At 56.9% G+C, this 12096-nt stretch carries 10 protein-coding genes and 1 pseudogene; 1 reads left to right on the top strand and 10 read right to left on the bottom strand.

The features are described from left to right. A pseudogene (locus KKO72_RS07105) lies at positions 1-1042 on the top strand (hypothetical protein); the annotation flags it as partial. A 51-nt stretch (positions 1043-1093) separates the two neighbouring features. Here the strand turns inward: KKO72_RS07105 and KKO72_RS07100 are convergent. The 10 genes from KKO72_RS07100 to queA form a co-directional block, all read right to left on the bottom strand. Beyond that, positions 1094-1909 carry a hypothetical protein gene (locus tag KKO72_RS07100; protein WP_214936820.1) on the bottom strand — a complete coding sequence of 272 codons (816 nt, stop codon included), beginning with the start codon at positions 1907-1909 and terminating at the stop codon, positions 1094-1096. A gap of 5 nt (positions 1910-1914) precedes the next feature. After that, complete coding sequence (locus KKO72_RS07095; protein WP_214936818.1) at positions 1915-2574, bottom strand: hypothetical protein; 660 nt, start codon at positions 2572-2574, stop codon at positions 1915-1917. Between the two features lie 76 nt (positions 2575-2650). Then, positions 2651-3565: a helix-turn-helix transcriptional regulator gene (locus tag KKO72_RS07090; RefSeq protein ID WP_214936816.1), complete on the bottom strand. Its 915-nt coding sequence runs from the start codon at positions 3563-3565 to the stop codon at positions 2651-2653. A 57-nt stretch (positions 3566-3622) separates the two neighbouring features. Next, a complete protein-coding gene (locus KKO72_RS07085) occupies positions 3623-4231 on the bottom strand; it encodes a recombinase family protein (protein ID WP_214936814.1) in 609 nt (202 codons plus the stop codon). A gap of 658 nt (positions 4232-4889) precedes the next feature. Further along, the gene (locus KKO72_RS07080; RefSeq protein ID WP_214936812.1) at positions 4890-5663 is read right to left on the bottom strand and encodes a hypothetical protein; all 774 of its coding nucleotides are present in this window, start codon (positions 5661-5663) and stop codon (positions 4890-4892) included. After that, positions 5663-6862, bottom strand: coding sequence for a DUF262 domain-containing protein (locus KKO72_RS07075; protein WP_214936810.1), 1200 nt, complete (start codon positions 6860-6862; stop codon positions 5663-5665). The genes KKO72_RS07080 and KKO72_RS07075 overlap by 1 nt, the downstream gene beginning before the upstream one ends. Positions 6863-7633: 771 nt before the next feature. Further along, on the bottom strand, positions 7634-8122 hold the full coding sequence (locus KKO72_RS07070) for a hypothetical protein (protein WP_371736836.1): 489 nt from the start codon (positions 8120-8122) through the stop codon (positions 7634-7636). A 206-nt stretch (positions 8123-8328) separates the two neighbouring features. Next, positions 8329-9534 carry a tRNA guanosine(34) transglycosylase Tgt gene (gene tgt, locus KKO72_RS07065; RefSeq protein ID WP_214936806.1) on the bottom strand — a complete coding sequence of 402 codons (1206 nt, stop codon included), beginning with the start codon at positions 9532-9534 and terminating at the stop codon, positions 8329-8331. 75 nt (positions 9535-9609) lie between these two features. Beyond that, a complete protein-coding gene (locus KKO72_RS07060; protein ID WP_214936804.1) occupies positions 9610-10860 on the bottom strand; it encodes an HD-GYP domain-containing protein in 1251 nt (416 codons plus the stop codon). Positions 10861-10878: 18 nt separating this feature from the next. Then, positions 10879-11991 carry a tRNA preQ1(34) S-adenosylmethionine ribosyltransferase-isomerase QueA gene (queA, locus tag KKO72_RS07055; protein WP_214936802.1) on the bottom strand — a complete coding sequence of 371 codons (1113 nt, stop codon included), beginning with the start codon at positions 11989-11991 and terminating at the stop codon, positions 10879-10881. Positions 11992-12096 lie beyond the last annotated feature (105 nt).

Here is a 12096-nt window from a genome sequence, read left to right as displayed (position 1 = left end):
GGCCACGCTGCCGCAGAACCAATACAGGCGCAAGATCGAACTCTGTCTGAAGATGTTTCGTGAGGACGTGGGGGCGGCCTTTCCGGTGGTGGACCTGGAGCAGGAGCACGTCAAGCGGTTTCTGGTGATGGTGTGCAGGCTTCCACGGGATGCGGGCACGCGGTATCAGCAAAAGGGGGAGACCCTAGCCCAGCTACTTGAGGACGAAGAGGGGGAGGGCATCGCCGAGAGCACCTACCGGGACAACTACCGGGCGACGCTCGCGAAGTTCCTGCGTGAGTGTTACAAGGACCGGAAGAAGCGCGGCTTTCCCGACCTAAGTGCAGACTATCCATACACGGGTGATCGGCGTGGTGTGCAGGACAAACAGCGTCACCTCAGAGCGCATGAGCTTGTGCGGCTGTTCAATGGCACGGAGTTTCAGGCCATCGCACAAGACCCGGCGCAAGAAGCCCGCTACTGGCTCCCTGTGCTTGGCCTCTACACGGGCGCACGCCCCCGCGAGATATGCCAATTGAATCCCCAATGCGATTGGGGCAAAGAAGGTGAGGTCTGGTACTTGGATTTCAACGAAAACAAGCCAGCAGGCAAGGGCGTCACGAAGTCGATCAAGACCGGCGACACCCGCCTAGTGCCTTTGCATCCCGAGCTTGTCCGATTGGGGTTCCCCGAGTACCTTGAGCGGATGAAGGCGGCTGGCGCTGATCGCCTGTTCCCGAGCTTCCGCGTTAAAGGGGGAAATCCCTACATGGCGGCAGGCGCTGACTTTACCGAGTTGCTGCGGGCGACGGGGCTTTACGACGATGCGACCAAGGCGGAAAAGGTCACAGGCATGTACGTATTCCGCAAGACCTTTGCTACGAATGGCGATAGGCAGGGAGTCAAGGTGGAGCCATTCATTGGACACGGAGAGACAGGTAAAACGATTGCTCAGGAGTCCTACATATCGAGCCCCACGAAAGACCCTGAAGATATGCCGTATCTCTACGGCGCTTTCAAAGGGCTGGATTTCGGTGTGAGGGTGCCCAAGCGGACCACCTAGCCAAGCGGCTCAGCCTATGCAATTGCACCTTCTAGGGATGCACAGCCGGAGCTACTTCTCGACCACTTCGAAATCCTCAGCGTCCTCCTCACGGCGCTGGGCGAGGTCATCTGCAATGGCTCGTGCCAGCTGGGGGCTGTAGACCTCAATGGCTTGCCAGAAGATGTTCGGCTGGCGCTCGGCGGTTGCCCCCAATGCTTTCCTCAAGGCCAATGCCATCTGCTCAATCCGCTTTTCTTCTTCCTCGGGTGACCAGTCATCGGTATCCTCGCCTTTGGTGGTGCGACGGGCGTTCTCCCAAGTCATCTCAGCAAGTTCCGAGGGGGAGTAGCCTTGTCGTACGAGGGTGCCCTTCGCGGTGCGCATGGAGGCAACGAGGCGCTCCGATACCCCTGCGGCGACTGCCTGTGCGCTCTTGCTCATGTTGGGCACCAGCACCACAATGCGCCACGCGGCGGTGGACTTCTCCGACACCGACATCATCAGCTTGACCTTGGTGTTCGCCCTCGCGGCCCTTGCCAGAGCGTCCGCTGGAGTCCCATCGAATACCTCAACGGGGATTGCGCTCATTCCCTTGCCCGCCTTGAGATAGGCCATGGCACGGTGGTGACCATCAATGAGCGTCCAGGTCCTGCCATCCCACCAGACAGTAAGCGGGTCCAAATCTTGTGCCTTTGCGGCAACAGCGAGTTCCCGAATGTGGCCCTCGGAAGCACTTTTGGAAGGGCGACGGTGTTGGAACACTTCGGGTCGGCGCTTGATTGTGTGGGCTTGCAAATGCGTTGGCACGGACGCCGGTTGCGGCTTGCCGGACGAGTGACGCAGTACAAGGTCCTCGAAGGCGTCCAGTGGATTCTTCTTGCTCATGCGACTCATTGCAGGACCTCCAAAGCGGTGGTGAGCCGTCGGCGCTCATCGGATGCCTTGGCAATGTCTTGGCGCTCCTTCGCGGCCAGCATCAGCCCCGCAGTCCCGAAGGCTGCCTTGAGTGGGTGTGCCATCGCCTGGATGACGCGGGGAGGAATGTCACGGTAGACCCGCTTGCTCCTTTGCTCGTTGTGGTCCCAGTAGGCCCCAGCGTTGGAATCCGTAAGGCCACGCACACGGCGCACCAACTGGAAGTCAAAGGCCGCATCATTGGTGAATCGCGCCGGTTGCTGCTCCTGAAGAATGAACAGCCCGAGCGCGGTCTTGATGACAACCCAGGGCTCGACTGATTGACCCACCTTGACGAGATGATGGGCAGCGAGACGTTCCACCCGGTTACCTGCACGGCCCTCTGCAAAACGCTGGAGGGTGGCCCGAGCGTTGTCCTGAACGACATCCCAACGGGCTACGAGAATGGCCCACGCCTCGCTGGTTGGGTTCTTGGCCTTTCGTGTTTCGACCAGAGTGACGTAAGGGCGTAACTCGTGGACGGTGATACCGTCCTGAGTAGGTGCACCGTGGCGGCGCAGCTTCTGTTTATGGTTCTGGCAGTAAGTGGAGTAACCATAGGTTGCGGCTAGGCAGCCAGGGGCACGACATTGCATGGGCATAGGTATGAGGATTTGTACCCGTCCCCTCACCGGGACAGGCACGAAAAAGATGATGGGCCGGGGATGTCGATCAGTGGTCGGCGATGTCTAGCTCGAAAGCGTCGTTGAACGCTAGGAGCGATGCCTCAATGCGTCGAACCGCACCCAGTCGCACATGCTCGAAGACTCCGTTGTCCCGAAAGGTCAATTGAAGGAATCGATTGGGCTCAAGGTCTTCATCCATCCGCGACCCAAACATTGCATCGAGCGACGTAGCGACTTCCGCGTTCACCAGTCCCGATATCCGTTCGCCGGAGGTGAGGTCAACAGTCAATCCTTCCAACTCAATCCAGGCCTCGGTCGAGAACGCTGCGATGACCTTCTGTACGCGCTCAATTAGCCGCGTGGAGTACGGATAGTCCTCTTGCCGCATCTCCTCCTCGGTTGGCATATCTGGCCAAAGCTCCCGTGCGGCCTTGTACACCTCCTCATGCTCGAAGGATGTCATCGCCTCGACATCGTCATCTGCGAACGTCACTCGGTCGAGCACTTGGGTGTTTACCGCAACCCACTTGTTGTTCAATGTTTCGAACCGAATCCAGGGAGCCGTTCGAAGGAACCCCATACCGACATCCCCAAGTTGTTCCTGGATGTCGTTGAGCGTTCCCCAGGTGACGGGATAGCTGTGTACACATGGGCCATCGCGGTCGCTGAAATGAAGTTGGACATCGCCAAAGGGAAGCGTGGCATCGTCATCCTCGTCCCCGCTGTGCTGCTTCTGAACAGGCCCGACCGCAGACTTCCGACCTGGACTTTCCTCACCTCGCGGTAGGAAGTCCTCGGCACGCGCACCCAAGAGGACCGCAAGGTCTTTGATGTACTTAGCGGGAACCTGACCGGAGGTCTCCCACCGTGCAACTGTCTGCTGGGAAACCCCGAGCGACTCCGCAAGGTCCCCCTGGGAAAGTCGCATTGCGGATCGACGTTGGCGGAGAAAGCTGCTCATACTCATTTCCTGGGTTGTTACTCGTATAGTGAGTATACATCCGAAAAACGAGTAAAACTATGCTGACGCAGCCACGGCGGTGCCCTCCCGGCAGTACCGCTTGACCGTCGCCAAGGACAGGGCGAACTTCTCCGCCGTCTCGCTCAGGCTCGCTCCAGACGCTTTCCGCCACGCAGCTACTGTTTTGGCGTCGCTTTTTGTGGGTCGTCCCAGGCTGGTCTTGCCTTTGTGGGTGAGTCCGGTCAGTGCCAGCGATTCCTTTGCCGCCTGCCGTCCCGCTGCCGTGCGCTCGTTGATCCGGTGGCGCTCCATATCGGCCACCTGAGCGAGAACCGCAAGGATCAACTCCCCCGCACCCTTGGCAATGAGACCCAGGCCATGGACATGCACAGAGACACCCATATCAAGGAGCTGGCGCACCGTCGCCTGAACGTCGATGGCATCCCGGCCCAAACGGTCAACGGCATAAACACACACCGTCGCCCCCTTGGTGAGCCCGTGAAGCATGGCAGCAAAGCCCGGACGTTTGGCTGCTTGCACCGCTCCACTCACGCCTTCATCCTTGAATTCCATGGCAAAGCCACCGCCCATGGCAGAGCGTTGGGACTCAATCGACTGGTCGGTGGTCGATACACGGTAGTAAGCAATGCGGGGGCTGCTGGTCATGGCTCATCCTAGGGTCATATGTTGTGTTTGCATTATGAGCCTAGCTCAACAACAAAGTCAATAACTTATGAGCCTATATTTTCACAGCGAACGAGATAGGCTCAAAAGGTACAACTTGTGAGCCCATGCTGGCGCTGCGGTAGGATGGCTTGACGGTGCCCGCTGGGTGGCACTGAGGGGGTTCCGTGTGTTTGCTGATGACTTCAATCCTGCCCAAACCTTAGCCACTGAGGTGTGCCCCCGCTGCCATGCTGTGGGGCTGGCAGTGCCTGATGCTCAGACCGTTGCTAACGCCCTCGCGGCTGACATCCACCAGGAGAAGGTGATCGTGTGTCCCAGCATCACCGCATGGTGCCCCGCTTGTGGCCTGTTGGGGAGCTGGCCGGGAATGTGCGAGGAGCCAGAGGTGAAGCCCAAGAGAAAACGCAGGGGGCACTCGGAAATGGCCTGAGGATGGCTGGCGGGTGGTGAAGCGACCCGGGTAGAGGGGGGAACAGTCGCCGCGACTCTGGGTCGAGGGGGCTTGCGAATATTGGTGACAAAACTATCTCAATATAAACAATCCTTGTCACACCACTGCTCATCTATAGGGCTGATCAAAAAAACTGTGTCGTGGAGCATCTCCAAGGACATTCAAGACGGGCCGGAGATATTGGCGTCAACGGCTTGGAAGGTAATATTCCCAGCGACTAACGAGGTTTATCAGTCGCCACGAAATGCGCCTCAGTAGACTGCCGTGCCGCTTGTTTCTGAAAACCGAGGTCGAAACCGCTCCTTGAGCAACAGCCCAAGCATCAAAGCTCTCTATCGAAGAAATCACGCCTGGTAACTTGAGAGTCGGGTCATCAAAAACTAACCTTGAAACCAGTTCCTTTTCGTCATGGGGATTTATGTTCTTCGACTCTGCCTCTACATGAAACATTGACTTGTGCACGAATGCACCTCGCTTGCCGGAAAATGTGTCTATGCTCACTATCCAATTTGGATCGATGTCTTCTTGTGTTAACCCTAAGGGAATAAAGAGCGGAGCCAAGTATTTTTGACGGATGCCATGATTGCCTTCAATTAACTTCTCAAGTAAGGCTACTCCTTTGCAGAATCGCTCCTCAACCTTCCGTGCATGATCTTTTTTAGTGGAAACCAACAGGTCTCCAGCGGTGAGAGTTGGTAATCCAGAAAATGTAATCAACCCGAGTGTTGCGATACTTATCCGACCAGCCTTAAACTCCGACTTGGCTAACGTAGTAATGTCAATACATATCGATTCGAAATAGAACTCGATCTCCGCATGCATCAAAGCGACAAATGCTCTCGTTAGCTCTTGCTCCTTAGGACTAGGGATAACCGACGAACTACCCGTTGAAATATAAGTGGATGTAAGTGTGTTAAAAGCCGCAACCAAATTCTGGAAATGCTGCGATTGAGAGGGCATTACAGACTTCCTACCATCTCAATTTTCCCAACACGCGCTTCTACTGATCGTTTCCAGATTGCATATCTTTTTCGAACTGCATCCAAAGATTTGGTTGTTGATGCGATAGCCTCAACGAACTCGGCGTTATTCATGCATAGTTCATACGTCACATCGGCTATTTTCAAATTGTTGTCAACAAAGATTTTTCTATTCACCGGGGAAAGAACGCACGCCAATTGAACGTCCAAAAGTGCTCTATTGACTGCCGTTTCAAGTTCACCGCTTTTGACTCTCCGTCCGACCTTTACAGGCGAGCCTAGGTTGTCAGATAGAAAGCGCAGTGCATCTTCAATGGCATCCACCAGATGACTTATTGTTGACTCGTGAGTACTCCAATTAGAGTTTAAATTGTCATGCGTGTTATCAAGAAACTCTTTAAGATTGCCTCGATATTCTAGAAATCGATATGAGTAAGCAATCATTCTCAACAAAATATCAACATCGCGCATGCGAAAATCAGGACCATCAATATTTAGAATGCTTTGAATGATTGAACTCTGAGAAGACCTTACACTCAGGAATTGGGTGAACTCCCCAGGCTTCATCGCTTGGCGCAACTCTTGTGGCGACAGCTTTGCACTCCCAGTATTTAGTCGAATAAATACTTCGTAAAGATAATCTTCATTGGGCCAATTCCGTATCAATGCACTACGGATGGTATGGTTATCAAACTGCCTCTTAATTCTCAGAAATTCATCCGAATTGTTCATATCTGAGTACGATTTTCCGTTCAGCTGATCTAGGATTTTTAGTCCACTTAGCCGCAAAGGGGGAGCCTCTTTAGAAAGGGCAAGCACAGGATGGCTGGGTTCTAGGTCGGCTGCAAATTGCGCCAGCGTTAATAATCGCTGCTTCCCATCCAGAACAATGTACGAACCTCGCTGATCCTTCTTCTCGGCAAGAACGATTTGAGGAATCGGTATCTGAAGTGCCACGGACTCAATAAAGCGATTTTTATTCTTGGATGACCAAGCATCTCGCCGTTGAAAATCAGGCGATAAGTCAATGTTCCCATCTTGAATTTGCTGAAGGATCGTTTTGACAGTCCAATCTGTGCCGTACAAGACTGCCTGCGCAAAAAAGTCAGAGCGTTCTTGTTTATCCAACTCATCCGCGTCGTCGTCGGCAAAATTGAACAGGTCAATATGTTGTTCCATCGGTATCTCTCGGGAAATGTTCTTGGGCATTCTAGTTGCCAAAAAAAGCAAACCGCCATTCATCCTTTGCGGTTCGCTTCTGCATCACGTCCAGAGACATCTGTTACTAGGACAACTCCGCCTACTTCCGTCAATCTAGCGATCCGCAGATTTTGAGCGATGCAACCATTGATGTGGCCCTCCACTTGACTCTGAGCCGGCAAATGGGATATCGCATGCTTTCAATTTCACCGTGGTCGTTATCAAACGAGTAATTTGACAAAAGAAAAAGCCCCAAGAATCACTTCTTGAGGCTTTGATCTTTGCACCCACATCATGCACCCACACGGAGTGTAAGTACTTGATTTATAAGGGCTTTAAAAACTGGGGTGGCTGATGGGGTGATACCCCGAGGCCTGCCAATGGGGGCGTTTTCGCCGCGAACCCAGATTGAGGGGGCCTTCGGCTTTTTGAGGCAAAACATCGCCGCCTCGAATACTAAACTGTAAAGATAGCGGAGTAATCTGCTACGATTCCTGCCAATGTGACCGGACACACGCCCGGACGCAGAGGTGGCGGATGCCGCTGTAAGTATTTGATTTACATAGGTACAAGTTTGCGGGACGAAGACCCCCGCCAGCCGCACCAACTGATCATGTTAGTGTGACATCAAGAAGTCTCTAAAACCGCTCTGGCCAAAGCCAAAGCGGTTTTTTTGTCTCTTCTTGTCCCCGGGGTCACAAGCGATCCCATTGCATTTGCGCCGTTTTTTGAAGCTTCCTGCAACCACCGTTAAGAAAAAAGCCGGTGCCAGCGCCGCTGGACGTGGCGTTTGATCACCCGCCCCAGCCGCCATAGCCGCCATAGCCCGCTTGCGCGCACCCGCGCCAGCAGCGTGTTTTTCCAGATCGTCCAGCGCGTGAAGGCGCGGGCAAACCAGGGCAGTTGCATCAGCGCAGGCTGGGTCAGGGTGAACAGCCGCGCCACGATGGCGGTGCCCAGCACTTTGGCGCCCAGGATCACCAGGGTGCCCAGCAACAGTTGGCCCCGGCTGATCGTCCACAGCGCCAGCAGTTTCACCGGCAGCAGCATCAGGGTGGGCAGCAGAAACAGCGCCAGTGCCGCGTAGGGTGGCAGCGCGGCGATGCGCCGCTCCAACCAGCGCAAGCCCGGTAGCCGCCCGACCCAGGCCAGCGTCCGCTGCAGCGGCTCCCAACCCCACTCCTCAAACAGAATCAGCAGCGCCAGCAGGCTGCTGAGCAGTGCTTTGAGCAGACGCACGAGCACAGGGTCTGGTAACCGTTGAGGAGGGCGCTGGATGCTTGTCATTGGATCAACAGCTGGCTGAATCACCCATTGAAAGAATTGCTTCTAAGCCCTTATGTAATAAGGGTCTGCTGCTATCTCATTCTTGATCGCAGCCGCAATGTGATGGCTGTTGCTCCTGGCAAAGGATGGTGCGACCTGCCTGATTTGCAAGGGGCAACTCACACCCCGCGCGCCCGGTCTGCCTTGAACTGGGCGCGGAAGGTGCCAAAAGTGCCGGTGTCCAGCGCCGCCCGGATCTCAGCCATGAGGTTCAGGTAGTAGTGCAGGTTGTGGATGCTCGACAGCATTGGGCTGAGCATCTCGGCGCAGCGGTCCAGGTGGTGCAGGTAGGCGCGGCTGAAACCGCCGCTCACTGTGCCGTCGGGCCGGGTTTGCCCTTTGCAGGCGTAGCAGCTGCAGGTGGCGTCCAGCGGGCCGTGGTCGGTCTTGTGGCGGGCGTTGCGGATTTTCAGGTCACCAAAACGCGTGAACAGGGTGCCGTTGCGCGCGTTGCGGGTCGGCATGACGCAGTCAAACATGTCCACGCCTTGCGCCACACCTTCCACCAAGTCTTCAGGTGTGCCAACACCCATCAGGTAACGCGGCTTGTTGGCAGGCAGGCGGTGTGGGCTGTGCGCCATGATGCGCAACATCTCGTCTTTCGGCTCGCCGACGCTCACCCCACCCACGGCATAACCGGGGAAGTTCATGGCAACCAGGGCTTCCAGTGACTCCTGGCGCAGGTGCTCGAACATGCCGCCCTGCACAATGCCAAACAAGGCGTTCGGGTTCTCCAGCCGGGCGAATTCGTCCTGGCTGCGTTTGGCCCAGCGCAGGCTCATTTCCATGCTGGTGCGGGCTTCGCGCTCAGTGGTGATCTGGCCCTTGGTTTTGGGTTCGACCGACAGATAGGGCGTGCATTCGTCGAGCTGCATCACGATGTCGGAGTTCAGCGTGGTCTGGATCTGCATCGACACTTCGGGCGACATGAAGAGTTTGTCGCCGTTGACCGGGCTGGAAAAGTGCACACCTTGTTCGGTGATTTTGCGCATGGCGCCCAGGCTCCAGACCTGGAAACCGCCCGAGTCGGTCAGGATCGGTTTGTTCCAGCGCTCAAAACCGTGCAGCCCGCCAAAACTGCTCATCACGTCTTGGCCCGGGCGCATCCACAGGTGGAAGGTGTTGCCCAGGATGATTTGCGCGCCCATGTCTTCCAGGCTGGACGGCATCACCCCCTTGACGGTGCCGTAGGTACCGACGGGCATGAAGATCGGGGTTTGCACCACGCCGTGGTTCAGGGTCAGGGTGCCACGGCGCGCGTGGGAGCCCGCGTAGCCAGTTTCAGCATTGGCGGGGTCGGTATGGAGCAGGTCAAATGTCAACATGTGATGGGTATTCGGAGTCACAGAAAGGGTGAAAACGCAAGCATTGTCGGGTTGCGAGGGTGAATGGGTGGCGCATCAATGCTCAAAATGCTGGCGCACGCGTTCCTGGAGCAACTGGTGGGCATATGCTTCCGAGCTGTCGGTCAGACGATCAAAAATGCTGCGCGCCATGGGTTTGAAGACGGCCATTACGGCCGGGTCGAAATGGCTACCGGTGTCTTTGTCAAGAATTGCCATGGCCGCATCGAACCCCATGGGTTCCTTGTAGGGGCGTTTGGAGCACAACGCGTCAAACACGTCGGCCACCGCAAAGATGCGCGCTGAAAGAGGAATGGCATCACCACCGAGTTGCTGCGGGTAACCGCTGCCGTTCCACTTCTCGTGGTGTGAGGCCACCACCGCGTTGGCCCCGTCCAGCCAGCCCATGCCGGTGACGATCTCCTTGCCCAGGTTGACGTGGGTGCGCATGATGGCCATCTCGGCATCGTCGAGTTTGCCGGGTTTGAGCAAAATGGCATCCGGAATACCGATCTTGCCCACATCGTGCAAAAAGCTGCCCGCGATCAGGGACTGCATGGCATCCCCTTGGATTCCCATTTTTTCGGCGATGTTGGCGGCAATCCAGGCCACCCGGTAGTTGTGCGCGCCGGTGTCGGAGTCGCGTTTGGCAATCGCCCGACCCAGTGCCTCCATCATCGAGATCTGGGAGTCCTGCACCTCGCGCGCCTTGCGTTCGTTGTCCTTTGAGAGGTGCACCACCACCGGGTATACCACCGCGCCACACAGCAGCGATGCCAAGCAGACCATCAGCGCCACCGTCAACGAGCTGTCGAGGATCTGATCACGTTGCCACTGGGGAACAACCCGCACACCTTCAAAGTAACCGGTGATCGGCAGGCTCATGTCGGTGGCCGAGTTGCGCAGTGGCACAAACACCCGCAGCACCCAGACGTCACCCGCCAAGCGCAGGCTTTCATACGACGAGTCTCGGTAGGTTGGTGTGCCGTGTTTGGGTAACACGGTTTCAATGGCTTCGCCTTCTTTGGTCAGCGATTTGGCCAGTTTGGCCCCTTTCGCGTTGTAAATATCTGCGATGTCAAACATGCCACCAGAAATGGCTTTGGCCGCCACGGCGGCATGTTTTGTGGCGCTGGGGCCGCTCAGTTCGACCGCATGGTATTGGTGCAGCAGTCCAATGGACAGGGCCACCAAACTTTCCTCGGAGTTTTTGCGCTCGACGAACCAGGCCAAAGGGCTGGCCAAAGAGGCCAGCAAAATGCTGACGCTGGCGATCTGGATGGCAGTGCGTTTTTGAAAACTGTTCATTGTCACGTTCAGTGGGGTTCAAAAAGCCATAGGATTCCCTGTTGATTGGTCAGCGCTTCTGATGAGCAACATGGCATCACCATAGCTGAAGAACCGGTAACCGCTGGTAATGGCGTGGGCATACAGCGCCATGATGTGTTCATAACCCGCAAAGGCGCTCACCAACATCATCAGGCTGGACTTGGGCAGGTGAAAGTTGGTGATTAACGCGTCGACCAGCTTGAAATCAAAACCGGGGGTGATGAAGATGCGGGTGTCGCCGGTGCTGGTGCCCGATTGCGCCCAGGACTCCAGCGTGCGCACGGTGGTGGTGCCCACGGCCACGATGCGCCCGCCACGGGCCCGGCAATCGGCAATCGCCTGCTGGGTGGCCGCAGGCACCTCGTACCACTCGCAGTGCATCTGGTGTTCGGACAGGTTTTCGGTCTTGACCGGTTGAAACGTACCGGCGCCCACATGCAGCGTGACATGCGCACGTTGCACCCCCAGCGCGTCAATCTGCGCCAGCAAGGCCTCGTCAAAATGCAGGGCTGCGGTGGGTGCGGCCACCGCCCCCGGGTTTTTAGCGAACACGGTTTGGTAACGCCGGGCGTCCTCTTCCGAGTCGGTATGGGTGATGTAGGGCGGCAAGGGCACATGGCCATGGCGGCTCATCAGGGTGTAGGGGTCGTCACCCGCGTCGTTGGACAGCACAAAGCGAAACAGCGCACCTTGTTCATCGGGCCAGCGGCCCAGCAGGGTGGCGCTCAGGTGGTCCTGGCTGCCGGGTGCACTCACCAGGGCCACGGTGGTGCCAACCTCGGGCTTTTTGCTGACGCGCATGTGTGCTGCCACCTGGTTGCCACCCAAGACCCGCTCCACCAGCAGTTCGAGCTTACCGCCGGTGGGTTTTTCACCAAACAGTCGGGCGTTCATGACCTGGGTGTCATTGAAGACCATCAGGTCGCCGGGTTGCAGCAACGCGGGCAAATCTCTGAAGACTCGGTCTACCGGGCTGGCGCTGCGGCCGTCCAGCAGGCGCGAGCCGCTGCGCTCGGGCGCCGGGTGCTGGGCAATCAGCTCGGGCGGCAGCTGGAAGTCAAAGTCACTGAGGGTGAAGCTGCGCGGGGCGCTTGGGGGGGATGTATTCATGGTGCTTGAGGGGCGGACAGGCCCCGTGCCAAGTGGATCAACCCGCTATTCTCGCAGGCCTGCTGCCTCGAGGCTCGGCGCAGTCGATACATGGGGGACTGCGGG

The sequence above is a fragment of the Rhodoferax sp. U11-2br genome (assembly GCF_018619435.1).
Taxonomy (GTDB): domain Bacteria; phylum Pseudomonadota; class Gammaproteobacteria; order Burkholderiales; family Burkholderiaceae_C; genus Rhodoferax.
This window is presented reverse-complemented; position numbering and strand designations above follow the sequence as displayed.